This window comes from Citrobacter sp. RHBSTW-01013 (genome assembly GCF_013781985.1).
In the GTDB taxonomy this organism is placed as follows: Bacteria; Pseudomonadota; Gammaproteobacteria; order Enterobacterales; family Enterobacteriaceae; genus Citrobacter; species Citrobacter braakii.
The window spans coordinates 2316514-2343271 of sequence record NZ_CP056185.1 but is presented as its reverse complement, the minus strand read 5'-3'; the positions used below and the strand labels follow the sequence as shown (position 1 = coordinate 2343271).

Genomic DNA, 26758 nt, shown 5'->3' with positions numbered 1-26758 from the left:
GGACAATCAAACTGGGCTGTATGTTCGCTGCGAGCTAAAAGCGGAAGTTGAAGTTCAATTGCTAACTGAAAAGACAACTTCCGAACTCGCAGCGTTCATTCAGGATTTTACAAACAAGCTCATTATTCCCACTGCCAGGGCGCTATAGAAAAGCAACTGATACAGATTCGTCGGCACGTCTGTCCATTTTCTAACGATGCCCAGCGCGACCACGACCAGCGCAGCCGGATAAATGGCGCACAGCACGGGAACCGCCATTGCGGTGAGGGAATTCAGTCCCAGCACGGCAAGTGCTGCTGACGCCATCAGGGAGAGCGTCACCAGCAGCCCATAAGACGCACCGGTCGTCTGGTTGAAATAGCGCGCCGTTCCGGTCGTCAGACCAATGGCCGTGACCAGACAGGCGAGGGTAATGATCGCCGCCAACAACACCCGGCCATAAACGCCAAAAACAGTCTCGACATAGGCACTCATCACCTGCATACCATTCGTTGCGCCCCGCACCGGGCTGTGGGCCCCCATCGACAGATAGCAGATATAAATCACGGCCAGACCTGCCGCGGCGATAAAGGCTGCGGCGATGGAATGGGTAAAGATGCCCCGCGGATGGTGGATCCCGCGCTGTTTAAGCGTGTGGGTGATAATGGCGCCAAAGCACAGCGCACTGATCACATCCAGGGTCTGATAACCGTTGACGAACCCTGTATCGAACGCGCGAGTTTGATATGCGGTTGTGGCGGTCGTGAGGTCACCAATCGGATGTAACCAGGCACATATGCCGATAAAAATCAGGGCACTAATTTTAATGGGCGAAAGGAAGAAACCGACGATTTCCAGCATTTTCCCCGGCTTAGCCAGCGTCGCGCCAGCAAGGCCAAAGAACGCGGCGGAAAATATAATCTTCTGCATCAGGGAACTAGCTGCGCCATCGGTGATGACTTCGTAGCTAATCGTCGCGGTGCGTGGCGTACCAAATAAAACCCCCAGCGTTAAAAAGCAAATGCCAATAAAAATCAGGCTCGGCCATTTGCCTAAGGGTTTCGTTAATTCCGCGATATCACCGCCATTAATGGCAAGGGAAATAATCGCCAGCGCCGGGAACAGAACCGCTGTGATGATAAAGCCAAAGCCTGCATTAAAGGCGTTTGCGCCCGCCTGCATGCCGACCAGCGGCGGGAATATAATATTGCCAGCACCAAGAAAAAGAGCCAGCGTCATCCCCCCAAGAGCTATGGTCTCGGATAGAGGCAGTTTACAATTCTTTGTCATATTTTTTAAAAAACGCTCAGGTTTTGTGCGATTCATTTAGTGGAGATAATATAGATTACAGGACAATTAGCCGAATTTAAGATTGTTTTGTGATTTTTATCACTGATTTATACTTTTCAGAGAACAATTATTAACCGTTTTGCTATCACCTCCAGTATTTTCTTCTAATCAATATTCCTAACTCCAGCTGTAACGAGTTAAATAAACATACGACAACATGACTTTCAACCAAAGGTAGATGCAAACAAGCATGTGTTTAATATTTATAGGGGAGTGTTGAGCAGTTAAAAAATATATTCCTTGTTACGGTAATGTATATTTTTTGATGAATTAATAATTTGTTAACTTATTAACAATACCAACTACATCCGATTTTGGCATGGAACGGCTAAGCGGGCAGACCCAGAGGTCGCCACGAGTAACGCTGGCAGTAACACTTTTCGACGCTTGTCATATCACTTGTAGTAATAGAGCCGCAAATTCCCCCAAGTCAGGGAGTAGTGTGTTTTAATACTTTTTGATTTCATCATTTCACAGCCAAACTATGCTAATCATCCTCAGCTTCCTGCCAGGAAGTGGGAAAAGCACTATCGCTCAGGCATTAACAAAAAAGTTCAACGCTCTGTGCTTGAGAAGAACCCCAACGATTATTATCGTGGGGAGTTAGCAACAGCCGCTTCTGACAAAAAGTTGACCGTCAGCACGCCACAAATTAATGAACACATCTAATAAACCCTAGCTAATTACCCCATCTAATCGAATAAATAACTTTGCGTTATGCTTTTCCTCGACAACAGCCAAAGGATAACGTCATGCAAACTGTAAAACTGAACAACGGTATTGAAATGCCCCTGCTGGGCTTTGGTGTGTTTCAAATGTCTGATGCCGCTGAATGCGAAAGATCCGTGATTGATGCCATCGATACGGGATACCGCCTGATCGATACCGCCGCGTCTTACCAGAATGAAACCCAGGTCGGGAACGCTCTGAAACAAAGCGGTATCGACCGTAACGAACTCTTTGTTACGACCAAGTTGTGGCTGCAGGATACTCATTACGAAGGCGCTAAAGCCCAGTTCGAACGCTCCCTGAATCGTCTGCAACTTGATTATGTTGACCTGTATCTGATTCACCAGCCTTACGGTGATGTTCATGGGGCATGGCGTGCCATGGAAGAATTGCAACAGGCAGGAAAAATTCGCGCCATTGGCGTCAGCAACTTCCATCCTGACAGACTGGCCGACCTTATCGCCTTCAACAACGTTGCCCCTGCGGTAAACCAGATTGAAGTTAACCCCTTCAACCAGCAGCTGCATGCCGTTCCTTGGAATCAAAGCCGTGGCATTCAGCCGGAAGCCTGGGCTCCGTTTGCTGAAGGGAAAAATGGTCTGTTCCAGCATCCCGTATTAACGGCAATTGGTCAGAAGTACGGCAAAAGCGTGGGCCAGGTTGTTCTGCGTTGGATCTTCCAGCGAGGCATCATTTCACTGGCGAAATCGGTGCGCAAAGAACGCATGGCAGAGAACATTAACATTCTCGATTTTGAACTCAGTTCTGAAGATATGCTGCAGATTGCTGCCCTCGACACTGCAACCAGCGCCTTCTTCTCTCACCGCGACCCGGCGATGGTGGAATGGCTGACCGGCCGCAAACTTGATGTTTAAGTCGTGATAAAAGAGGTATTCATTCAATGCAAAAACGTTATCTGGGTAAATCCCGACTCGAAGTATCCGCGCTTGGGCTCGGCTGCATGGGCTTAAGCCACGGCTACGGTCCGGCGACCGATACCCGTCAGGCTATCGAGCTCATTCGCGCTGCGGTTGAACGTGGCGTCACCTTCTTCGATACCGCTGAAGTGTATGGCCCCTTTCTTAATGAAGAGGTTGTAGGCGAAGCCTTAAAACCGTTTCGTGACCGTGTGGTTATTGCCACCAAGTTTGGTTTTACCTTCGGCACGGACAACAAGCAGCAGATTTTAAACAGCCGTCCTGAGCATATCCGTGAAGCTGTGGAAGGATCATTACGCCGTCTTAATACTGATGTCATTGATCTGCTGTATCAACACCGTGTCGACCCGGATGTCCCCATTGAAGATGTCGCGGGAACTGTGAAAGACCTGATAGCGGAAGGCAAAGTCAAACATTTCGGTCTGTCCGAAGCGGGCGCACAAACCATTCGTCGTGCACATGCCGTACAACCGGTCACTGCGCTGCAAAGCGAATACTCTCTGTGGTGGCGCGAACCTGAGCAGGAAATCCTGCCGTTACTGGAGGAACTGGGTATTGGTTTCGTTCCCTTCAGCCCATTAGGCAAAGGCTTCCTGACGGGATCGATTAAGCCAGGAACCACTTTTGGCAAGGATGATTACAGAAGCCAAGTGCCGCGTTTCGCCGAACAGGCAATTGAAGCCAATGAAAAGCTGGTCTCCTTGCTGGGTGAACTGGCGGCAGAGAAAGGCGTGACGTCTGCGCAAATCGCGCTGGCATGGCTGCTGGCACAAAAGCCGTGGATTGTTCCTATCCCTGGTACCACCAAACTACACCGGCTGGAGGAAAACCTGGGGGCTGCCGACATCATTCTTTCGCCGAAAGATACGCAGCAGATAACCCAGGCGCTGGAAACGATTAACATCGTCGGTGAACGTTACTCTCCTGAGCACCTGGCCCGCGTAGGCCGTTAATACCCGAACGGGTCTACGGACCCGTTATTGGGCGTAGCGAAGTGCATCGATCATCAGCGCAAATGCGGGCGGGTGCTGCTTACGGCTCGGGTAGTAGAGATAATAGCCGGGAAAAGATGGACACCAGTCCTGCAGAACCTGAATAAGCTCTCCTGACTTTATATAATCCTGCACCCTGTCTTCAGGCATACAGGCAATGCCAAAACCGGATAAAGCAGCATCAATCCTTTCTGCCTGCTGATTAAACGTTACCTGCCCTTCCACTCTGACCCGTAACGGTTTCCCTTCCTTCTCAAACTCCCAGTGATAAAGCCCACCGGCAGTCGGCAGGCGCATATTGATGCACCGATGATTTTGTAGCTCGTGCGGCGTTTCAGGTGCAGGGTTTGCCGCGAAGTAAGACGGTGCTCCCACCACGGCCATGCGCATGTCCGGGCCAATTCTTACAGCAACCATATCCTTATCCACGCTTTCGCCCAGGCGGATCCCGGCATCAAAACGGCCCTCAACAATATCGACAAAGCCGTTATCAACCACCAGTTCGAGATTAATTTCCGGATATTCCCTGAGGAAAGGTTTTAACTTTGGCCATACCAAACTTCGCGCGGCATGCTCCCCAGCAGATAAGCGGATATTGCCGGAGGCAGTGCCGTTCAGTTGAACCAGCGATTCCAGCTCCTGCTCAAGATCGGCAATACGCGGTTCAAGGCAGGCAATAATTCTCTCACCGGCTTCCGTAGGAGCAACGCTTCGGGTCGTGCGGGTAAGAAGGCGGATATTGAGCCTTTCCTCCAGCGCCTTCATCGCATGGCTGAGTGCAGACTGAGATACACCCAGTTTGCCCGCTGCTTTGGTAAAACTTCGCTCCCTTGCCACCACCAGAAAGATTTGCAGTTCGTTGAAGTTTTCTTTGAGCATCGGCGATTTCCTTATGGTGGCATTCCCTTCATCGCGCACTCATGAAGGGTGTTCATAGACACAATCATTTTAGCCCTATTACTGACAATAATGATAATTGATATTCTGGCTGTAGAGAAAATATGTCTGAATTATCAGAAGGTTTATCATGAAAATACTCATTGCAGGCGCGACCGGAAGTATTGGTCTTCATGTCGTAAATACCGCTATCGAAATGGGCCATCAGCCCGTGGCGCTGGTCAGAAATAAACGGAAAGTAAAATTACTTCCGCGTGGAACGGATGTTTTTTACGGCGATGTTTCAATGCCTGAAACACTTACCGATTTGCCGAAAGATATTGATGCCATCATCTTCACTCTCGGTTCCGATGGCCAGGGGCGTATTGGCGCCAGAGCGATAGATTACGGCGGTGTACGTAACATTTTACGACTCTTCAGGGATACACCTGTACGCATCGGTTTAATGACCACGATTGGCGTGACTGAACGGCTCAGCACCTGGAATCAACGCACTGAGGTTCATGACTGGAAAAGACGTGCCGAACGTCTGGTCAGAGCGAGTGGTCACCCGTATACCATCGTCAGACCCGGCTGGTTTGATTACAACAATGATGATGAACACAGAATCGTTTTGCTCCAGGGGGATCGTCGCCATGCAGGAACACCAGAAGATGGTGTGATATCAAGGCAGCAAATCGCCCAGGTTCTGGTCAGTGCCCTGACTAACGAGGCGGCAAAAAATAAAACGTTTGAGCTGGTGGCCGAACGAGGCGAAGCACCGCCGGATCTTACTCCACTGTTTGCAGACCTGCAGGCTGATGATCCACAAAAAAATGACGGCGTTTTAGATATAGACAATATGCCTCTGCGTGAAGAACCTGAGTGCATTATTAACGAGCTGAACCGCACGGGGTTGCTGAAATCTATAAATAAATCATAAGAATCCCGACAAGGCTGTATCATCGCCCTCTTATAATGAGCGTTATTTTATGTTCAGAACAGAAGACATCATCGATGAGATAACCCGAGCGATTGATTTAAACGTACACAAATCGCTGAAGGTAAGTTTAGCGTATCGATGATCAGGCATGCTTCAGCCAGTTCCGGAATATTTGCGCTTGCAGTATTCCCTGAAAATCAATCAGCCCTGAGCAACCAAGTTTCTTGATCAGATTCTGCCTGGCCTGGTAAATGGTTTTTAAGTGTAGATTTAACATGGCAGATATCTCAAAAACAGTTCGCCCCTCCCCTAGCTGCGTTAAAATATATTTATCTCGCGCAGTCAAGGAGATATTGAGTTCCGATTGATGCTCGTGCTTACCACCAGCACGAGTAATATCAATAATAAATTGCTTGATTGAGGCAACATCGCTATCTACTGGCAGTCTGTAAAGTGAGATGTCATTGAGATACTGATACAGATGGCCATCAATCAGCAGCACCAGACGATATGTATTCAGATCGTAATTTTGCTTTTTTACCGCGTCAAAGTGATTAGCGGTGAAGAAAACAAGTCGCGCCTTGTCATCTTCAAAAACGATATCTGCAAGGATATTCTTTAACCCTTGCCTGATATAGATATCATCAATCCATAAAACTGCGTTTCCAGCATGTTCCTGCACGATGTTCATCATTATGACCTCAACGAAAAATCACCATTGACCTCACCGGGCTGCGAAGTTTTATCGAGTTGAAGATGTGCCAGAATCTGTGAATAGAGATCGGTCAGTATCACATTCTTCTCATTCTTCTCATTCTTCAACTGCGTGCTGAATGCCTGAACAAGAACATCATTACTGATACAACCCTGTTTTAACATGACATTACGCTCTATATCCTTATACAAAGCGCAGCGGAAAATAAAATCTTCCGGAATTGAATTAGCCATATCAACTCCATAATATGCAGTCATAAAAATAAGAGGATGCTATGTATAGTCTTAATCCAAACAGCGAAGCGACAGAACTTACATCATACAATAATTGTGCTGTGTATTTATATTAATGTGCTATCTCATTAGACGTCATCAGCCGTATAACGTAACACTATTTCCAGGGTTTTTCTGATAATGTCTGCCTTGACAACGTCAGTTGTTGACTCCAGCGAACTAATCAGGCTTAAAATGATATTTTTATTATTAACATTATCACCTGCCAGAATTACATTTGTTACCGCCTGCCCCAATACCACTGACTCATCTGCTAATAGTTCACCTGCATTATGGAAGTAACTTGATAAAGCTTTATCCGTCATTACACTGTGGACATTAATTTCATGAAGCATGGTAACCTCGCTTGTATAGTCTGGAGAATTATCTTTAATGTAATTTAGGGTTTTTGCTGGCACTGAAAGCACTCTCATCTCTCGTTTTTTCCGGTTTTCTGCTTATCTTCCCCGGATTAACATTTGTGAAATCATTGATAACGCTGTCAATTAATTGTTTACGTGTACCATCCATTTCACTGGCATGCATAAGTCGCAATTGCTTAATCAGTGCAGCTAACGAAACGTCTTTATGCATTCGCAAAATTTCTAGCACAGCCAAACCTGTAATTTCATGTTTCAAGCGTTCACTGTCAGGTTTCTTCATAACTCCTTCACTACTTACCCATTATCATAGTAGGGCTTTATTTTATTCGAAAAGCAGGCCGATTAACGCATTGTAATGTTTCTGTTCATTCTCACCTGATGCATTTTCAAGACGGTGCAGAAGTTTGGTACACAGTGATTTGCGACTGAGATTGCGCCCATCTTTTAGTATCTCAGTCACGATTTCGCCCAACGTTTCCTGTTGGGTTGGCAGATGCGCTTTAGCAAAGTAACGAGAAATCGCGCTTGCAGAATCAGTGCGAACGGTATGCTGCTGCATGGAGTGCTCCTGTAACAAAATGCTGGTGAATATTAAGTTTTATAACAGTAGCAAAGCTGTACCGAAAATGCGTACAACATAGCACGCTAATTTTTAGCAAAAAATGCTAAGCCAATTAAATCATGTTGTTACGATGATTAAGATCTCCATGAAATTCAATTTCTTTGTACAAATCACTTTGTATTATCAATGAAATTGATCTGTATTAGCCCGATTACTTGTAAAGACAAAGTTAGAATTATGTATTAAAATCAGGGCGTAACCTGGTTTGTCTGATACTGACCAGACCTCTTCTCCTTCCTTGATCCCGGACTGTCCATGCTCACGACCATTATTTACCGTAGCCATCTACGTGAAGACGCCCCTCTCAAAGCGCTTGAGGATATGGTGACAGCCGCAAATATCAAAAACAGGCGATCAGATGTTACGGGGATCTTACTCTTTAACGGCCATCACTTTTTCCAACTGCTTGAAGGCCCAGAGGAGCAGGTAAAAGAGATCTATCGTTGTATTTGTAACGACCCTCGGCACCACAATATCGTTGAACTGATGTGTGATTACGCGCCTGCGAGAAGATTCGGAAATGTAGGGATGGAGTTATTTGATTTACAAAAACATGAACGGAATGACGTCCTGCAAGCTGTACTCAATAAGGGTACGTCCAAATTTCAGCTCACGTATGATGACAGAGCATTACAGTTTTTCCGCACATTTGTCCTCGCCACGGAAAAATCGAGCTATTTTGAAATACCTGCGCCTGATTACTGGAGTTTTATAACCGACAATACCTGTACCATCCTGGATGAAAGCACACTCCCGTCAGATACAGATTTCAGCTTTGCTTTTCAACCAATTATCGATCCTATGTCACAGCGCGTCATTGCGCTGGAAGCCCTTATTCGCGGTAAAGACGGTGAAACGCCCGCAACGTATTTTGACAAATTCAAACCTGAAGATGTGTATACCGCTGATCTGCAGAGCAAAAAGACTGCATTTGCAATGGCAAGCGCACTGGGACTTAATCACAAAATGCTGTCGGTTAATCTGTTACCCATGACCCTGGTAAACAGACCCGATGCAGTCAGCTTTCTTATAAACGAAATCGCGGCGCATGGACTGGTGCCTGAACAAATCATTGTTGAGTTTACCGAAAGTGAAGTTATTTCGCGTTTTGATACGTTCGCGCAGGCCGTGAAGTCACTCAAGGCAGCGGGAATATGTGTGGCGATAGATCATTTCGGGGCAGGTTTTGCCGGGCTTCAGCTTTTGTCTCGCTTTCAACCGGACCGAATTAAGATAAGCCGCGAACTCATCACTGATGTGCATAAAAGTGGACCACGGCAGGCCATCATTCAGGCCATAATCAAATGCTGCGCTTCACTGGAGATTATGATTTCTGCGGTCGGCGTCGAAAAACCTGAAGAGTGGATGTGGCTTGAATCCGCGGGTATTGAGATCTTCCAGGGTAACCTGTTTGCAAGAGCCTGCCTGAATGGTACTCCGTCTGTCGCGTGGCCAGAGAAAAAATGATTTCTCAGCGTTATAATAATTAACGTATTGTTATTACACAATAATCCCGCCACCTCTTTTATGCTGAACATAAAAATTCAGCATTTACTCCCTACGTGATAGTAAAGTAAATCTTAATTTTGCTAGAATCCTATGTATGTTTTGTACAATTTGATGCATGTTGTACAAAGTAGCAGGAACCGCATATCGGTGACGGAGAATCATGAGTGTCTGGGGGAATTATGGCTTATTACAGCATTGGGGATGTCGCAGAACGTTGCGGGATAAATCCTGTCACCCTTCGGGCATGGCAACGACGTTACGGTTTACTCAAACCTCAACGCAGCGAAGGTGGCCACCGACTCTTTGATGAAGAGGATATTCAACGTATTGAAGAAATAAAACGTTGGATTAGCAGTGGCACACCCGTTGGCAAAGTTAAAGCATTGCTGGAAACCAGTACCCGTGAAACTGACGACGACTGGAATCAATTGCAAGAAGAGATGATGGGCATTCTTCGTATGGCGTATCCCCCGAAGCTGCGAGCCAAAATTATCGCACTCGGTCGCGCCTACCCCGTAGATGCGTTGATTGATCGCGTTTATCTTCCTGTACGTCAGCGGTTGATACTTGACCATAATACATCCCGCATCATGAACAGTATGCTTGATGGCGCATTGATTGAATATGTAGCCACCCTGCTGTCTGAAACGCGCCGCAAATCAGGGAAAGATGCCATCCTGATGGCCTGGGATGTTGAAGACCGAACCCGTTTATGGCTCGAAGCCTGGCGTTTATCGCAATCGGGCTGGCATATTGCCGTGCTTGCTGAACCCATTGAATCGCCAAGACCTGAACTCTTCCCCGGGCAAACGCTTTTTGTCTGGACTGGTATTACGCCAACCCGCAGACAAAATGAACTTCTACAACACTGGAACGAACAAGGTTATAAAGTCATTTTTCACAGCCCGTAACCAACATGTATCGCAGTAATGAGCTGAGTAAGATAAATCTTACTAATTCTCATTTTTTGGGTGGTTATTTTGAATGCCATCCAATGAATCTGTGTTCCCCACCCGCCTGACTTAATACCCGCAGTAGCATAAAAACAAAACAATATACTCACCCGTGGGTATTATTTTTTTGCAAACGACATCACCTTTTTCCTAAGTAAAATTTATTAGATCAACTGGCGCACGCCTAATACTTATTCTAGGGTTAAACCATGTCTTCTTGTACCACATTATTGTTTTTCTAAAGTAATAAATGTGGTTATTTGAAAAAGGTAAAGGATATGGCTCTAGTCTTAGACAAACGCTTAATTCTTTGTTGCTGCGCCTTTTCCATTATTCCCGTGGCAAATGCAGCAACCGTTAACGGAACATTTCAGGTACTGATGACGATTCAAAAGGCCTGTACCGTGACTGCCGGTTCGGCTTCAAATATCACGCTTGGGCCGGTGAATACCACGGCAACAAATACCAATGCAAGCAACACGATTTCGATTAATTGTTCTAAAACTACGCCCTATTTTATCGGTCTGGCGCCGTCGGCCGCCAATGGGGGGACGACGACGGGCTCAGGCGCCATGTCCTCCGTGGCTAACGCAGCCACCAATACCGATAAAGTGCCCTACCAGCTAAATCGAACATCAGCAACAGGTCCGGTGTGGGGGAACACCGCCACCGACACCGCGCCTGGAAACGGCGTAGCGGCGACGGGGACCGGGCTGGTGCAAACGTTTACTGTTTATGCCACCGCACCGAGCGCCAACTTCACTCCTGACGACTATGCCGACACGGTAACGGTTAACGTTAACTACTAACTTCAGGAAGCCACATGAGAGTAAAACTGCCTGTTCAGCAGTGTGCCTGCGCATGCCTGTTAGGGATGGTTGCGAGCCTCAACCCTGCCGCCGCCAGCGGGCTGCAAATCGCCCCGGTCACATTAACTTTGCTCGCGACGCAAAATGCCGATGGTATCTGGCTTAGTAATGCGGGTGAAAATGTGCTCAATGCCCAGGTTCGGGTTTTTCACTGGAGCCAGAGCGCTTACGGCGACAAACTTTCCCCCTCTCAGGGGCTGGTCATTAGCCCGCCGATGCTGGCATTAGCCCCTGGAGAACGTCAGTTGATTCGCGTTATTCGGACCGGCCCACCTTCGGCAAATGCTGAAGACGCTTATCGGTTATCGATAGATGAGTTACCGCCTGCAAAAGTAGAAAAAAATAAGCTTCAGTTTGTGCTGCATTATTCCGTCCCCGTTTTCATTCAACCAACATCAGCGGCGCAAACGCAGGCAAAATTGCAATGGAAATTACAACAGCTTGATGGCAAAAAATTTATTGAAGTGAGTAACCAGGGAAATGGGCATGCACAATTATCTGCTGCAACATTTATAAGCCCTGACGGTGCTAAAAAAGTTATTACGCCCGGACTGTTAGGCTACGTTTTACCCGGCTCAACGATGCGCTGGATAGTCTCTCCGTCGGCCAGTAATACTCATGATGGCGGGAAAGTTGAAGTCACAATCAATGGCCAAAAAACAGTACAAGATCTGTAACAGATCCTGGCTTCTGGTGAAATATTGCTTTCTCAATGGAGTATTAATATCGGGAATGGTTTGCGCACAAACGCTGAATAATAACCTGAACGACGATGGTGTTATTAATGGCGCAGCGCAGCTCGTGGGGGTCAATTTGTATCTCGACGTCACCTTAAATGGGAATCCCGTTGGGCTGGTGCATTTGGGTTACGATAATGGAAAGCTCTATGCAGGGGCAGATACCCTGCGAAAAATGGGCTTTCGCTTTGCGCCTGACGCCACTCACGCCGTCTGCCTGAACGATATCCCCGAGCTAACCATTGACTATAACGTTCAGTTGCAAACGCTTTCGCTTACTGTGCCACTCAGTTCACTCGATCTTGCGACCACGCAGCTTAACTCCCCCGTAGAGACCGCGCCGACGGCGACAACATCACGCGGAGCGCTGCTCAATTACGATATCTATACCCAACAGGGGGATGAAAGCGCAATAAATACCTTCAGCGAACTCCGCGCTTTCAATGCTGCAGGCGTGCTCAGCACCACCCAGTTGACGCAGTATTCCACCGAGGAAAATGCGGATAACAGCGTTGAGCGACTTGATACCAGCTGGCGTACGTCATTTCCCGAAACGATGTTGGCGGTAACCGTTGGCGATACCCTGACCAGTTCACTTATCTGGTCCCGGCCGACGCGTATCGGCGGCATTCAGATAGGAACCGATTTTGGTTTGCGGCCCTATATGCCAACCACCCCGCTCCCTGCATATCTTGGCTCCGCGACGTTGCCGTCAAACGTTGAGCTGTACGTCGACGGCGTCAGGTACTACAACGGAGAAGTCCCCGCGGGTAGCTTTCAGATCAACACAATGCCGAACATCAGCGGCGCGGGAACGGGTCAGGTGATGATGACGGATGCGCTGGGCAGAACGAGCGTACAAAATTTTTCGTTCTACAACGATCAGCAACTGCTGCGGGAAGGATTAACTGCCTGGTCTGCAGAATTGGGCACGGTACGCGAAAACTATGGTTACTCCTCTTTTGATTATGCCAGCGCACCGGTACTGAGCGGTACATGGCGTCGTGGGTTTAGCAATACGTTCACCGCCGGGACTCACGCTGAAACCAGCGATGGACTGATTAACGCGGGCTTCAGTAACGACTGGATCCCAGGCACCCGCAGCGGCACGTTTTCGACCTCAGTTGCCGCAAGTACCGACGCAGGAAAGAACGGTTTTCTGTACAGTTTTGGTTACCGTTGGTCCGGCGAACGGTTTAATTTCAGTACCAGTACGACGGCCACTTCCGGCGATTATCGTGATGTCGCCACCCATTATGGCGAGCCGCCACCGACGCTTAACAGCAATACGGTCATTGGCTATTCGCTGGAAGCTGCCGGTAATGTCAGCCTGAGTTACCTGCAGTTTCGTTATCCGCACGAAAATGCGGTGCGCTACGCCAACGCCAGCTGGTTCAAATCGATTACCGACAACTTTTCACTGAATGCCGGATTCAACCAAAACATCGATGATAACCGCGATCGCAGTCTCTATCTGATGGTGACAATGACCACTGATAACAATCTCAGTGCCAGCAGCACCCTACAACGTACCAATGATGAGACCGGCTACCAGCTCAACGCCAGCCTGACGCCTCCTGCCGACGGCGGTTGGGGCTGGAATCTGGCCGCAAGTCAGCAGGCTTCCCGGCAAAGCGGTCAGGGAGAAGTGGGATATCTGGGTCGTTATGGTAAAGCGTACGCGGGATTCAGCCGTTTACCGGATAACCATTACGGCTACGCAGGCGCCACCGGATCGCTTGTTACCATGGGAGGCGGCCTGTTTGCAGCACGAGAAATCAACAATGGCTTTGCCGTCGTATCAACTGACGGCGTTCCTGACGTCCCGATTAAATTACAAAATAACCTGATTGGTCGCAGCGACGACCAGGGGCTATTGCTGGTCACGCCGCTGAACAGTTATCAAAAAAACCTGATCAGTATTGACCCAATGGATCTCCCCGCCAATATGCGGATCGCACGCGTTGAGACGAATGCAACGCCTGCCGATCGTTCCGGTACATTGGTTAGCTTTGGCATTACCCCGGTACGCGCTGCGCAGGTCATCCTCGTCGACAATCAGGGTAAACCCATTCCCGAAGGCAGCATGGCATACGCCATCAGCGGAGCAGGACAATCGTCTGTCGTTGGTTTTGATGGGATGACCTGGTTCGACACGCTGGAACAGCACAACGCGCTACGCGTTGAGACAGACACCGGCAGTTGTCGCGTGCAATTTGACTATCCCGCTTCCGCAAAGGGGATTGTGCAAATAGGTCCACTGGTTTGCCGGCCACACTAACAGGAGTGCGCTCATGAAGTTAAGGCATCTGTTACTCATCGCAGCCGTACTCTTTTGTCCGGCGATTAGCCATGCCGTAACCTGTTCGGTGAGCAATGTACAACCCATAAATTTGGGCTCAATCAATCCGCTGTCTGCGACAGGCGCAACGTCATCAATGACGTTCAACTACACCTGCACCAAAGAGCTTGGCGACGCGCTGGCAGGGATCAACCTCTGTTTTAATATTGGCGCCTCAGCCGTCAGTGGCCAGGTGACACCCCGAAATATGTCATTAAACGGAACACCTGCCAGAACGCTGGCATACCAGCTTTACCAGGATGCCGGACACACCAAAGTCTGGGGGAGTCAGTATCAGTCGGGAACAACTTTTCCAATGGTACAGCTTAACCTGCTGAATCTGACGCCAGTGACGGGCTCACTCACGGTATCAGCGCAGATTGTCACGCCACAAACCTCAGCGGTCCCCGGAAGCTATCAGGATAGCTATACGGCGGCGACAGCCCTCGTCACCCTCAATCCTGGATTGCTTTTCCCGCCGACCACCTGTGGCGATACCGTTGCCGCCAGGCTTCCCTTCACCGTATCGGCGACGGTCAGCAAACAGTGCAATATCACCTCTGCAACCAATATTAGCTTTGCGCCCGCCGGGGCGACCGGGCGTAACCTAACGGCTTCAAATACCGTGGGCGTAGCATGTTCCAATAACACGCCTTACACCATCGGACTTCAGCCCTCTAACGGCAATACGGCAGGCAGCGGCGTGATGGCCGGCACGGGGTCAAATACGGACAAGGTCCCCTACCAGCTTAGCTCGACGCCGGGGCCGTCCGGAACGGTTTGGGGCAATTCATCGCTCAATACTGTCGCGGGCAACGGTACGGGAACCACCACCACCTACCCGGTTTACGCCACCGTTCCCAGCGCGAACTACACGCCTGACAACTATGCTGATACCGTTACCATCGCCGTGACCTACTGACCCCTGCTTAATCGCAATAAAGCAAATACATTTTATTATCATATTATTTACTTTTAGAGGTGCGTCATAAATCTGACAAATTGCGATTTTTATAAATCATGCATATTAAATTACCCAGCCAGCAAAATTACCGAAATATCAGCACAATCAAAGAATAACTATTCACTTCTCAGCTAAAGCCCACACGCTTCACACCGATAAACCGTGTTAGCCGGACAGGCCATTCTATGAAATAAATGTTAAATTTAGGTTCATATGGTGTGATTCACTGTATACCACGGCCAAATTAAGAACATATTACTTTTATAACTAAGGTTTATCATGGATAAGTTATCTTACGCTTCAGATAGCAGCACATCTGCCTGGAATACCTACCTGCAACAAATCGAGCGTGTGGCCCCTTACCTGGGCGAACTTTCCCATTGGGTGGATACCCTGCGCCACCCAAAACGCGCGCTGATTGTCGATATCCCGGTGCAGATGGATGACGGTACTATCCGTCATTTTGAAGGGTATCGCGTGCAACATAACCTCTCCCGCGGGCCGGGCAAAGGCGGTGTGCGTTATCATCCTGATGTTGATCTTAATGAAGTGATGGCCCTGTCCGCATGGATGACCATCAAATGCGCAGCGTTGAACCTGCCGTACGGCGGTGCGAAAGGTGGCGTGCGCGTCGATCCGTTCTCGCTTTCCGAAGGTGAACTGGAGCGTTTAACCCGCCGTTATACCAGCGAAATCGGCATTATCATCGGGCCGCAGAAGGACATTCCTGCGCCGGATGTGGGGACTAACGGAAAAGTAATGGCCTGGATGATGGATACCTACTCCATGAACCACGGCACCACCGTGACCAGCGTGGTCACCGGTAAACCTATTCACCTCGGCGGCTCGTTAGGCCGTGATAAAGCCACCGGTCGTGGTGTTTTCGTCAGCGGTCTGGAAGTGGCGCGTCGTGCCAACATCGACGTTGAAGGCGCTCGCGTAGCGGTGCAAGGTTTTGGTAACGTCGGCAGCGAAGCCGCCCGCCTGTTCGCGGCAGCAGGAGCACGCGTGGTCGCGATTCAGGATCACACCGCAACGCTGTTTAACTCAACGGGTATCGACATGGCCGCGTTGTCTGCCTGGCAACTGGAGCACAAACAGATTGCCGGTTTCCCGGGTGCTGAAACCATTGCCAGCGAAGCCTTCTGGAGCCTGGAGATGGATATTCTGATCCCGGCCGCGCTCGAAGGCCAGATCACCCGTCACCGCGCGGAAACGCTGACCTGTAAACTGGTACTCGAAGGCGCTAACGGCCCAACCTATCCGGATGCCGACGACGTTCTGGCAAGCCGCGGTATCGTGGTTGTCCCTGACGTTGTTTGTAACGCCGGCGGCGTAACCGTCAGCTACTTCGAATGGGTTCAGGACATGGCTAGCTTCTTCTGGAGCGAAGAAGAGATTAACAATCGCATGGACAAAATCATGACCGATGCGATGGTACACGTGTGGGAAAAAGCGGCAGAGAAATCCTGCTCACTGCGTACGGCAGCCTACATTGTTGCCTGCGAACGCATTCTGCTGGCACGTAAAGATCGCGGAATTTATCCGGGCTAACGCCGAAATCGACCATGCCTACAAACCACCTGCTCTGCAGGTGGTTTGTTTTCCATAAACACCCGTGAATCAGCTTCCCGGCCAAATACGGCCCAACCTCTCATTTTCGCTGTTTTATGCACCATGACGTTCCAATACGGAACATTATTATGTTGCTACGTTTCGTATTGAAACGCCCATTACAGCAATTTTCTTTTGCCAACCCGTGTGCAAAATTACCTTATCGGCAGCGAGCAGTCGCCGTGGCGTTGTATAACCCGATACCCTACATCAGATGCCTGCCCGAATCTGGCAGCCATCCAGGACTGTCTGCGGAGCATAAATAATGAAAAAATTGATTAACCGTGTTGAAGACGTACTGACTGAACAACTCGCCGGGCTGGCGAAAGCGTATCCTTCCCTGGCACTGCATCAGGATCCGGTATATGTCACCCGCGCAGATGCGCCGGTAATGGGCAAAGTGGCGCTGCTTTCCGGCGGCGGCAGCGGACACGAGCCTATGCACTGCGGCTATATTGGTCAGGGCATGCTCTCTGGTGCCTGCCCGGGTGAAATTTTTACCTCACCCACGCCGGATAAAATGTTCGAATGCGCCATGCAAATTGATGGCGGCGAAGGCGTACTGCTGATCATCAAAAATTACACCGGCGATATTCTTAATTTCGAAACCGCCACCGAGCTGTTGCATGAAAGCGGCGTCAAAGTCACCACCATGGTAGTGGATGACGACGTGGCGGTGAAAGACAGTCTGTATACCGCCGGTCGTCGTGGTGTGGCGAATACCGTATTGATCGAAAAACTGGTCGGCGCGGCCGCCGAACGCGGTGACTCACTGGAAGTTTGTGCGGCGCTGGGTCGTAAACTGAATAACCAGGGCCACTCCATTGGGATAGCCATTGGCGCCTGTACCGTTCCGGCCGCCGGACAACCGTCGTTCACGTTGCAGGATAACGAAATGGAGTTTGGCGTGGGTATCCACGGGGAACCGGGCATTGACCGCCGCACCTTCACTTCCCTCGATCAGACCGTAGATGAAATGTTCGATACCCTGCTGGAAAACGGCAACTACAGCCGTACGCTCCGCCACTGGGACAACGTTCAGGGCGCGTGGCAGGAAGGCAAAGAAAGCAAACGCGCGTTGCAAAGCGGCGATCGCGTCATTGCGCTGGTCAATAATCTCGGTGCGACGCCGCTGTCAGAACTCTTCGGCGTGTATAACCGCCTCGAAAGCCGTTGCCAGGACGCCGGCATCGTCATTGAGCGCAACCTGATCGGTTCTTACTGTACCTCTCTGGATATGACCGGCTTCTCAATCACCCTGTTACAGGTGGATGACGACACGCTGAGCTTATGGGATGCACCGGTTCACACCCCTGCTCTCAACTGGGGTAAATAAGGAGATACATGATGTCCCTCAACAGAACACAAATTGTTAACTGGCTCTATCGCTGCGGTGAGATCTTCACCACCGAAAGTGATTTTCTCACCGGTCTTGATCGGGAAATTGGTGATGCCGACCACGGTCTGAACATGCACCGCGGCTTTAGCAAAGTCGTCGAAAAGCTGCCGTCCATCGCCGATAAAGACATTGGTTTTATTTTGAAAAACACCGGCATGGTGCTGCTCTCAAGCGTCGGGGGGGCCAGCGGTCCACTGTTTGGTACCTTTTTTATCCGTGCCGCCCAGGTGACCCAGGCTCATCAAAGCCTGACGCTTGAGGAGTTGTATCAAATGATTCGTGATGGCGCAGAAGGTGTGATTAGCCGCGGTAAAGCTGAACCTGGCGACAAAACCATGTGCGATGTCTGGCTGCCGGTAGTGGAATCTTTACGCCAATCCTGCGAGCAAAAGCTGAGCGTACAGGCGGCGCTGGAAGCGGCAAGCCAACAAGCGGAAGCAGCAGCGCAAAGCACCATCACCATGCAGGCCCGCAAAGGCCGCGCCAGCTATCTCGGTGAGCGCAGCATTGGGCATCAGGATCCTGGCGCAACGTCCGTAATGTTTATGATGCAAATGCTGGCTCAGGCGTCCAGAGAGTAAGGATAAAGCGATGGTAAACCTGGTTATTGTTTCTCACAGCGCCCAGTTGGGCGAAGGCGTCGGCGCGCTAGCCCGGCAGATGTTAATGGGTGATGGTTGCAAAATCGCTATTGCCGCAGGCATTGACGATCCTGAGAATCCGATTGGCACCGATCCTATCAAGGTGATGGAAGCCATTGAGTCCGTGGCCGATACGGATCACGTGCTGGTGATGATGGATATCGGTAGTGCGCTACTGAGTGCGGAAACCGCGCTGGAACTGCTCGATCCGGCCATTGCCGCCAAAGTACGTTTGTGCGCCGCGCCGCTGGTCGAAGGCACGCTCGCCGCAACGGTTAGCGCTGCCGCAGGTGCTGACATCGAGCGGGTCATCTGTGATGCCATGAACGCCCTCGATGCCAAATGTGAGCAACTGGGTTTACCTTCGCCATTTGCAGCAAAGCCGACATCTGCCGAATTCGCGCCTGATGCAGATGCTCATTCAGTGGCCATTGTGGTGAAAAACCCAAACGGCATTCATGTGCGTCCGGCTTCACGGCTGGTTTCCGCGCTGTCTGGCTTTAACGCCGATATGTGGCTGGAGAAAAATGGCAAGTGCGTCGTCCCTGATAGCCTGAATCAGATTGCCCTGCTGCAGGTACGCTGTAACGACACGCTGCGCCTGATTGCCAAGGGCGAACAGGCAGAGGATGCACTGGCCGCATTCAAACAGCTGGCAGCTGAGAATTTTGGTGAATCGCTCGAGCCCGCGCATGCTGATACCGTGGTGACGAAGGTTCCCTCACAGGTCACGGGGACGGCATTCTGTTACACACCGTTCTCACCACAGGTAAGCCAACAGCCTATAGCCTCACTCCAGATTGAGCAGCAACGGTTACGGGTCGCTATCCAAAGCACGCTGAACGACTTAAGCGGGCTAACCGCGCTTGCAGAAGAGAGATATTCCGCAGATATCGCCGCTATTTTCTCCGGTCACCACACACTGTTGGACGATCCGGATCTGTTCGATATGGCCTGTGATCTAATGCGTGAAACGCAGTGCAGCGCGGCCTGGGCCTGGCATCACGTGCTGAGCGATCTCAGCCAGCAGTATTTACAGCTCGACGATCCTTACCTGCAGGCGCGATACATCGATATTGAAGATTTGTTGTCTCGTTCACTGCAGTATTTGACGGGAGAGACTGCACAAATTCCCGCCTTCATCCGTCCCACTATTTTGGTCGCGGAGGTCATCTATCCATCTACGGTGCTGCAACTCGATCCGAAGACCATCAAAGGCATCTGCCTGCGAGACGGGAGCGAAGCGTCTCACCCGGCGATTATCGCCCGTGCAATGGGGTTATGTTGGTTATGTCAACAAGGCGAGGCCATCGAGAGTATCACGATGGGTGATACCCTGACCCTTGACAGCGTGGCCCAGCGGATAACCCGCGCGGGCTGATGTCGGTTGCACACCCTTTGCCGACAAAGGGTGTGCATCTTTTCGATTCGCGTCGGGAAATGTCTGTTTATTCGCAAAATGGGGCGTCGATCACGCGCAACGGTCGATCCTGAACTAAGGTTTTCTCATGGTAAATGCCGCTGCTTCGGCACACCCTAAGGAGATTAACCGATGATAACGCCTGCAACTCGCCATCCAGGCCTGCTCTCTGTTGCAATAAAACTGACGCTCGCAAGCACCTTTTTTGCCCTTTCCTCTTTTGCCGTCAACGCCGAGGACGCACCAACCGCTACGCCTCAGCCGCCTGATATTTTGCTTGGCCCTCTGTTTAATGATGTACAAACGGCCAAACTGTTTCCTGACCAGAAAACCTTTGCTGACGCCGTTCCTAACAGCGATCCATTAATGATCCTTGCCGATTACCGGATGCAGAAAAATCAGTCCGGATTCGACTTACGTCATTTTGTGGAAGTGAATTTCACCTTGCCGAAAGCTGGCGAGAAATACGTCCCCCCAGCCGGGCAATCGCTGCGCGAGCATATTGACGGACTGTGGCCGGTACTCACCCGTTCGACAACCGACGCTGAAAAATGGGACTCTCTGCTGCCGCTCCCGGAGCCGTATGTCGTGCCTGGCGGGCGTTTTCGCGAAATATATTATTGGGACAGCTATTTCACCATGCTGGGGCTTGCTGAGAGCAATCACTGGGATAAGGTCTCCGACATGGTGGCAAACTTCGCTTACGAGATTGATTCCTGGGGACACATTCCTAACGGCAACCGCACCTACTATCTGAGCCGTTCTCAACCGCCATTCTTTGCCTTTATGGTGGAACTGCTGGCGCAGCATGACGGGGATGACGCGCTGAAAAAATATCTCCCGCAGATGCTCAAAGAATACACCTACTGGATGGAAGGCGTCGAAACGCTCCAGCCCGGTCAGCAGAATAAGCGCGTGGTTAAACTGGATGACGGCACCATTTTGAATCGCTACTGGGATGACCGCGATACGCCGCGGCCAGAGTCCTGGGTGGAGGATATCGCCACAGCGAAAAGCAATCCGAACCGACCGGCCACAGAAATCTACCGCGACCTGCGTTCTGCCGCCGCGTCGGGTTGGGACTTTAGTTCCCGCTGGATGGATAACCCCAATCAACTAGGCACCCTGCGCACCACCAGCATCGTTCCGGTCGATCTCAATGCGTTGATGTACAAAATGGAAAAGATGATCGCCCTCGCCAGCAAGGCCGCCGGGGATAATGCCAAAGCTGCACAATATGAAGGCTTCGCTAATGCCCGACAAAAAGGGATCGAAAAGCACCTGTGGAACGACAAAGAAGGCTGGTATGCCGATTACGATCTGAAGAGCCACAAAGTACGTAACCAACTCACGGCCGCCGCCTTGTTCCCGTTGTATGTCAATGCAGCGGCAAAAGATCGCGCCAGTAAAGTGGCCGCGGCAACCCAGGCGCATTTGCTGCAACCCGGCGGCCTGGCCACCACGTCGGTGAAAAGCGGCCAGCAGTGGGATGCTCCCAACGGCTGGGCCCCGCTCCAGTGGGTCGCCGCATCGGGATTACAGAATTACGGTCAGGATAACGTCGCCATGGACGTGACCTGGCGATTCCTCACCAACGTGCAGCACACCTACGATCGTGAGAAAAAGCTGGTTGAAAAGTATGACGTGAGTAGCACAGGCACTGGCGGAGGCGGCGGCGAATATCCGTTGCAGGATGGTTTTGGCTGGACCAACGGCGTAACGCTAAAAATGCTCGACCTGATCTGTGCCAAAGAAAAGCCCTGTGACAGCGTGCCCGCATCGCGCCCGGCCCCGGCAAGTACCACGCCAGTCGAGCCTAAAAAACAGGCTCAGCCGACGTCTTAATGCCGTTACCTGAAGCGTTTTACTCCCCGAATCCGCGCTGCGTCGCGGATTTTTTCTGGCTTATATTTCGCCATTCCTGTTGTCTCTACGCCATCTAGCCCTTATGGGGTATTCCGGGTTTTCATCCGTGAGAAATTGATTCTGAACATGTTTTTATTCGCTGTATATGTAAATATATAGCGATTTTATCACCTTCAGGATAACAATTATGCCACTGACAAGACGGATGTTTGCCCAGCTTGTGGCATCTGCACTGCTGCTACGCCATCTTCCCGCCTTGGCTCAAACGCCGCTAACCGTTGCCGTTGGAGGCCACCCAGCGCCAGAGGCGACCCAACGCGTGGTCAGCGCAGGCGCACCCGCCGACATGCTGCTGCTGGCCGTCGCGCCGGAAAAACTGGTTGGTTTTTCATCCTTTGATTTTTCTCGTCAGACCGCCATCCCGTTTCACGAAGACATTCGGGCTTTACCGAAACTGGGCAAGCTGGCGGGACGCGCCAGCACACTCTCGCTTGAAGCGCTACTGGCGCTTAAACCCGATCTGGTGATTGACTGCGGCAATGCCGATGAAACCTGGCTTTCTCAGGCCAGACAAGTCAACGCGCAAACGCAAATTCCCTGGCTGCTGATTAATGGCGAACTGCGGCTCAGCCCGCAACAGCTACTCGCGGCAGGTGAAGCGCTGGGAGTTGCAACACGGGCCAGGACTCAGGCCAAACTGGCCCAGCGTTTTATTGATGAAGCCCTCGCGTTTTCACACTCTCCCGCAGCAAAGCTGCGTTTTTATGCCGCGCGCGGCGCCCGCGGACTTGAAACAGGATTACAAGGTTCATTGCATACCGAAGCGGCAGAACTACTGGGATTACACAATGTGGCGCAAATTCCTGGGCGGCACGGGCTGGCGCAGGTTTCAATGGAAAACCTGTTGAGCTGGCAGCCCGATATTATTCTGGTACAGGATGCGATTACGGCACAGTACCTGCGAGAAGATCCCGTCTGGCAAGGAGTCAAAGCGGTTGCCGATCGGCGCATTCTGTTTCTCAGCGGCCTGCCGTTTGGCTGGCTGGACGCGCCTCCCGGCATCAATCGTTTGCTGGGGTTACGCCGTCTGCATGCCTGGCTTGATCCACAGGTTGAAGCGGGCTTTAAAACCGATATGCAGCGCTACAGTGAGCTGTTCTGGCACACCACGTTAAGCGACGCACAGTATCAACAACTGGTGAGCGTCTGATGAAAACGTCTACCCTCGGTTTTCTGATGATTACGACGGTGGTGCTTTGCGTGAGCATCGCCGCGGTGTCGGGTGCTTATCGCCTCGATGCACAACAGATCGTGGATCTTATTGCAGGCAGGGATGGTGTCCCGATGCAGGACAAAATCGTCTTCTGGCAAATCCGACTGCCACGCATTCTGGCTGCATTGTTACTCGGCGCAGCGCTGGCTGGTGCAGGAACCACCTATCAGGGAATGTTCCGTAACCCACTGGTTTCGCCGGATATCCTCGGCGTGGCGGCCGGTGCCGGTTTGGGCGCCTGTACGGCAATCCTGCTGGGGCTACCAATCCTGTTTATTCAGCTGTATGCGTTCACTGGCGGTTTGTTAGTGGTCGCCGGTGTCTGGCTGATTACCCGGCGAGTCAAGCGTCACGATCCGGTGTTAACACTGGTGCTGGTCGGGATTGCGCTGGGTACGGTCTGCGGCGCGGGAATTTCGCTCATCAAAACGCTGGCCGACCCGTATACCCAACTTCCGTCGATCACCTTCTGGCTGCTCGGCGGTTTATCGACAATTACTCTGCACGATCTGTGGTTCTCAGCACCGCTGATCCTTGCTGGACTGGTCCCGTTATTGCTGCTGCGCTGGCGCATGAACCTGCTCACTCTGTCGGATGATGAAGCCCGATCGCTTGGGATCAACGTCTCCCGACTGCGGCTGGGACTGATCGTCTGCGCAACGTTAGTCACCGCCTGTACCGTCGCCATTGCCGGCATTATCGGCTGGATTGGACTGGTGGTGCCGCACATCGGCAGACTCCTCAGCGGGAATAACCACCAGCAGTTACTGCCGGTGTCCATGGGGATCGGCGCCATTCTACTCCTGCTCACCGACACCCTCGCCCGCACGCTGAGCCGCACGGAAATCCCGCTGGGGATCCTGACTGCATTTATTGGCGCACCGTTCTTTTTGCTGCTTTTGCTGCGGGGAAACCGCCCATGACGCTATTACTCGTGCGCCACGCGTCGCTGGGATACCACAGTAAACAACCCGTGTTACGTGATATCTCCTTTCAGGTTTCGCCCGGTTCTGTCTGTTGTCTGATTGGTGCTAACGGCAGCGGTAAAACCACCCTGATGCGCACCATTCTCGGCGTTCTTCCGCCGCTTCGCGGTGACATTCTGCTTGATGGCGTCGCGGTGAATCATCTCAGCGATCGGGAACGCGCCGCAGCCATCGCCTGGGTTCCTCAGGCGCACGACGGCGCGTTTGCCTTCACCGCCCTGGACATGGTGATGATGGGACTGGCCCCGCAACTGGCGGCATTTGCGGTTCCCGGCGCTAAAGAGCGTGAAATTGCACATCAGCAACTGGCGATGCTGGAGATTTCTCACCTGGCACTTCGACGCTGGAACACCCTGAGCGGCGGCGAACGGCAACTGGTGTTGATCGCTCGCGCGCTGGCGCAACGTCCGCGTCTTTTATTGCTGGATGAACCCGCATCCAGCCTTGATTTTGGGCATCAAATCCGTCTGCTCGACACGCTGGTGACGCTGAAAAATTCCGGTATGGCCCTGCTGATGTCGACCCATCACCCGTTGCACGCCCGGGCAATCGCCGACAGCGTGGTACGGGTTGAACCAAACGGCGAGGTGTCGCAGGGTCTGCCTGAACATCAGCTCGCCGCCGACCGCCTGGCCGCGCTGTATCGCGTTACACCGTCACAAATTACCCACCATCTTTATGGTTCACTCAATTAAGGAATATTCATGCTCATTGACGACATTGATTTTGCCGATCTTTACCGTAAGCAATTACAGCTGGCGAACAGAACCGAGAAAAAGCCGGAGCACTGGGACAAACGTGCGGAAAAAATGGCGGAGAATTGCGCCTCATTAACCGACAGCTATCTGCTGCAACTGCTGGGGAAAATCGACCTGCAAGGTGCAGAGTCGCTGTTTGATATGGGTTGCGGCCCCGGTACAGTCTCGCTGGCGCTGGCTAAAAAAATGCCAATAATTTACGGCGTAGATTACAGCAAGGGAATGCTGAGCGTAGCTGCCCGCCGCGCCGCACAAATGAACGCCCGTCACGTACAATGGGTGCAACGAGCCTGGGAAGAGCACTGGGATGATTTACCCCAGTGCGATATCGCCGTCGCCTCGCGCTCCACGCTGGTTGCCGATATGCGTCAGGCAATGAGCAAGCTGAATAATCAGGCCCGGCTGCGGGTTTATACCACCCACCTCGTCAGTTCATCTTTCGTTTCTCCCACCATTCAGCGCGCACTGGGCCGCGAAGTGATTGAACTGCCCAACTATATCTATGCGCTTAATGTTCTTTATCAGATGGGGATCCACGCGCACGTTGATTTTATCCGCGGTCCCAACTGTCAGCAGGACAACAGCACCTGGACGCGTTTTCTGGAAAACGTGCGCTGGAGTATGGGTGAACTGAGCGCCGACGAGGTCGAACGTCTGGAAAACTGGTACCAACAGCAGGATCCACGCGCTATTGCCCCCGCCAGCCGTGACTGGGCGCTTATCTGGTGGGACAGCATCCCGCTGGAGGCGCTGCGATGATCTACTTTTCGCAGGCGCAAACTGACGCGCTGCTGCTGGAAGATATTCAGGGCGGCGATCTGACCACCCGCGCGCTGGGTATCGGCGCCCAACCAGGCGTCATCGAGTTTAGCCATCGCCAGGGCGGATGCGTTAGCGGTACCGCTGTTGCCAGACAAATGCTGACTTCATTGGGATTAACCGTCACCGATATTTTGTCTGATGGCGAACGGGCGAACGCCGGACAGCGACTGATTCGCGCACACGGACCAGCGGCGGCGCTGCACCAGGGCTGGAAAGCGGTACAAAATGTACTGGAGTGGAGCTGCGGCGTGTCGGGCTATCTCATCGAGATGCTGAGCATGCTGCATCAACGCTATCCCGATGGGCAGATTGCCTGCACCCGCAAAGCCATTCCCGGTACGCGTTTACTGGCGACTCAGGCAATACTTGCCGCCGGGGGCATTATCCATCGGGAGGATGCGCCGAAACGGTACTGCTGTTTGCTAATCACCGCCGTTTTCTTACCAACCCAAACGACTGGACAGGCGCGATTGCGCGCTTACGCAGCCATGCGCCAGAAAAAAAGATCGTGGTCGAAGCGGATACGCCAGATGAGGCATTGACCGCCCTACGCGCCGCCCCTGATGTCTTACAACTCGACAAATTTACCCCCGAGCAGGCGGCAGAAATTGCCCGTCAGGCCCCTGCTCTGGCCCCCCATTGCACGCTGGCGCTGACCGGCGGCATTACCCTCGCCTCGCTGGCGGGTTATCTCGACTGCGGTATCAGACTCTTTATCACTTCCGCGCCTTACTACGCTCCACCTGCGGATATCAAAGTGAGCCTGAGCCCGGACGCACGTGGCCTATAACATCAAAAAATGGACTA

At 51.5% G+C, this 26758-nt stretch carries 25 protein-coding genes and 1 pseudogene; 19 read left to right on the top strand and 7 right to left on the bottom strand.

The genetic code is table 11. The annotated features are described in order from the left end of the window. Positions 1-99: 99 nt before the first annotated feature. The gene (brnQ, locus tag HV350_RS11365) at positions 100-1218 is read right to left on the bottom strand and encodes a branched-chain amino acid transport system II carrier protein (RefSeq protein ID WP_249418036.1); all 1119 of its coding nucleotides are present in this window, start codon (positions 1216-1218) and stop codon (positions 100-102) included. Between the two features lie 863 nt (positions 1219-2081). Between brnQ and HV350_RS11360 the strand changes: the two genes are divergently transcribed. Both HV350_RS11360 and HV350_RS11355 read left to right on the top strand, forming a co-directional pair. Then, complete coding sequence (locus HV350_RS11360) at positions 2082-2933, top strand: aldo/keto reductase (protein WP_181630502.1); 852 nt, start codon at positions 2082-2084, stop codon at positions 2931-2933. 26 nt (positions 2934-2959) lie between these two features. Beyond that, on the top strand, positions 2960-3949 hold the full coding sequence (locus tag HV350_RS11355) for an aldo/keto reductase (RefSeq protein ID WP_181630500.1): 990 nt from the start codon (positions 2960-2962) through the stop codon (positions 3947-3949). A 24-nt stretch (positions 3950-3973) separates the two neighbouring features. On the opposite strand, the gene HV350_RS11350 is transcribed toward HV350_RS11355, so the two are convergent. Continuing rightward, the gene (locus HV350_RS11350; protein ID WP_016156764.1) at positions 3974-4867 is read right to left on the bottom strand and encodes a LysR family transcriptional regulator; all 894 of its coding nucleotides are present in this window, start codon (positions 4865-4867) and stop codon (positions 3974-3976) included. 148 nt (positions 4868-5015) lie between these two features. Here HV350_RS11350 and HV350_RS11345 point away from each other — a divergent pair, with 148 nt between their 5' ends. Beyond that, complete coding sequence (locus tag HV350_RS11345) at positions 5016-5807, top strand: SDR family oxidoreductase (RefSeq protein ID WP_181630499.1); 792 nt, start codon at positions 5016-5018, stop codon at positions 5805-5807. Between the two features lie 142 nt (positions 5808-5949). Here HV350_RS11345 and HV350_RS11340 read toward each other — a convergent pair whose 3' ends face one another. From HV350_RS11340 to ycgZ, 5 genes are all read right to left on the bottom strand, one after another. Continuing rightward, on the bottom strand, positions 5950-6501 hold the full coding sequence (locus HV350_RS11340; RefSeq protein WP_016156766.1) for a LuxR C-terminal-related transcriptional regulator: 552 nt from the start codon (positions 6499-6501) through the stop codon (positions 5950-5952). Continuing rightward, complete coding sequence (locus tag HV350_RS11335) at positions 6501-6755, bottom strand: hypothetical protein (RefSeq protein WP_181630497.1); 255 nt, start codon at positions 6753-6755, stop codon at positions 6501-6503. Before HV350_RS11335 ends, HV350_RS11340 begins: the two co-directional genes overlap by 1 nt. Before the next feature lie 128 nt (positions 6756-6883). Continuing rightward, positions 6884-7150, bottom strand: coding sequence for a biofilm development regulator YmgB/AriR family protein (locus HV350_RS11330; RefSeq protein WP_016153343.1), 267 nt, complete (start codon positions 7148-7150; stop codon positions 6884-6886). Positions 7151-7184: 34 nt separating this feature from the next. Beyond that, the gene (locus HV350_RS11325; RefSeq protein ID WP_016153344.1) at positions 7185-7457 is read right to left on the bottom strand and encodes a hypothetical protein; all 273 of its coding nucleotides are present in this window, start codon (positions 7455-7457) and stop codon (positions 7185-7187) included. A 42-nt stretch (positions 7458-7499) separates the two neighbouring features. Beyond that, positions 7500-7736, bottom strand: coding sequence for a regulatory protein YcgZ (gene ycgZ / locus HV350_RS11320; RefSeq protein WP_016153345.1), 237 nt, complete (start codon positions 7734-7736; stop codon positions 7500-7502). A gap of 318 nt (positions 7737-8054) precedes the next feature. On the opposite strand from ycgZ, the gene HV350_RS11315 reads away from it, so the two are divergent. The 16 genes and pseudogenes from HV350_RS11315 to modD all read left to right on the top strand — a co-directional run bounded on the left by HV350_RS11315 (position 8055) and on the right by modD (position 26741). Then, positions 8055-9266: a diguanylate phosphodiesterase gene (locus HV350_RS11315; RefSeq protein WP_016156768.1), complete on the top strand. Its 1212-nt coding sequence runs from the start codon at positions 8055-8057 to the stop codon at positions 9264-9266. Positions 9267-9487: 221 nt separating this feature from the next. Beyond that, positions 9488-10219 (top strand): MerR family transcriptional regulator, encoded by a 732-nt coding sequence (locus tag HV350_RS11310; protein WP_032931597.1) that lies wholly within the window; start codon positions 9488-9490, stop codon positions 10217-10219. Positions 10220-10539: 320 nt separating this feature from the next. Next, the gene (locus HV350_RS11305) at positions 10540-11070 is read left to right on the top strand and encodes a spore coat protein U domain-containing protein (RefSeq protein ID WP_016153348.1); all 531 of its coding nucleotides are present in this window, start codon (positions 10540-10542) and stop codon (positions 11068-11070) included. A gap of 14 nt (positions 11071-11084) precedes the next feature. Then, the gene (locus tag HV350_RS11300; RefSeq protein ID WP_115190519.1) at positions 11085-11807 is read left to right on the top strand and encodes a molecular chaperone; all 723 of its coding nucleotides are present in this window, start codon (positions 11085-11087) and stop codon (positions 11805-11807) included. 55 nt (positions 11808-11862) lie between these two features. After that, positions 11863-14148: a fimbria/pilus outer membrane usher protein gene (locus HV350_RS11295; RefSeq protein ID WP_181630495.1), complete on the top strand. Its 2286-nt coding sequence runs from the start codon at positions 11863-11865 to the stop codon at positions 14146-14148. Positions 14149-14161: 13 nt separating this feature from the next. Next, a complete protein-coding gene (locus HV350_RS11290) occupies positions 14162-15130 on the top strand; it encodes a spore coat protein U domain-containing protein (RefSeq protein WP_047416641.1) in 969 nt (322 codons plus the stop codon). A gap of 321 nt (positions 15131-15451) precedes the next feature. Further along, positions 15452-16726, top strand: a complete 1275-nt coding sequence (locus HV350_RS11285) for a Glu/Leu/Phe/Val dehydrogenase (RefSeq protein ID WP_016153352.1) — start codon at positions 15452-15454, stop codon at positions 16724-16726. Positions 16727-17051: 325 nt separating this feature from the next. Next, positions 17052-18122, top strand: coding sequence for a dihydroxyacetone kinase subunit DhaK (gene dhaK, locus HV350_RS11280; RefSeq protein ID WP_016153353.1), 1071 nt, complete (start codon positions 17052-17054; stop codon positions 18120-18122). Between the two features lie 11 nt (positions 18123-18133). Then, positions 18134-18766, top strand: coding sequence for a dihydroxyacetone kinase subunit DhaL (dhaL, locus tag HV350_RS11275; RefSeq protein WP_016153354.1), 633 nt, complete (start codon positions 18134-18136; stop codon positions 18764-18766). Between the two features lie 10 nt (positions 18767-18776). Beyond that, complete coding sequence (dhaM, locus tag HV350_RS11270; protein ID WP_181630493.1) at positions 18777-20207, top strand: dihydroxyacetone kinase phosphoryl donor subunit DhaM; 1431 nt, start codon at positions 18777-18779, stop codon at positions 20205-20207. A 171-nt stretch (positions 20208-20378) separates the two neighbouring features. After that, entirely contained in the window at positions 20379-22091 is a 1713-nt protein-coding gene (locus HV350_RS11265; RefSeq protein ID WP_016153356.1) for an alpha,alpha-trehalase, read from the top strand. Positions 22092-22299: 208 nt separating this feature from the next. After that, positions 22300-23322, top strand: coding sequence for an ABC transporter substrate-binding protein (locus HV350_RS11260; RefSeq protein WP_046275010.1), 1023 nt, complete (start codon positions 22300-22302; stop codon positions 23320-23322). A gap of 26 nt (positions 23323-23348) precedes the next feature. Further along, positions 23349-24308 (top strand): iron ABC transporter permease, encoded by a 960-nt coding sequence (locus tag HV350_RS11255; protein ID WP_181630654.1) that lies wholly within the window; start codon positions 23349-23351, stop codon positions 24306-24308. Then, a complete protein-coding gene (locus tag HV350_RS11250) occupies positions 24305-25066 on the top strand; it encodes an ABC transporter ATP-binding protein (protein WP_046275011.1) in 762 nt (253 codons plus the stop codon). Before HV350_RS11255 ends, HV350_RS11250 begins: the two co-directional genes overlap by 4 nt. 9 nt (positions 25067-25075) lie before the next feature. Further along, entirely contained in the window at positions 25076-25888 is an 813-nt protein-coding gene (locus tag HV350_RS11245; protein WP_181630491.1) for a class I SAM-dependent methyltransferase, read from the top strand. Continuing rightward, positions 25885-26741, top strand: a pseudogene (modD, locus tag HV350_RS11240) (ModD protein). The gene HV350_RS11245 and the pseudogene modD overlap by 4 nt, the downstream one beginning before the upstream one ends. Positions 26742-26758 lie beyond the last annotated feature (17 nt).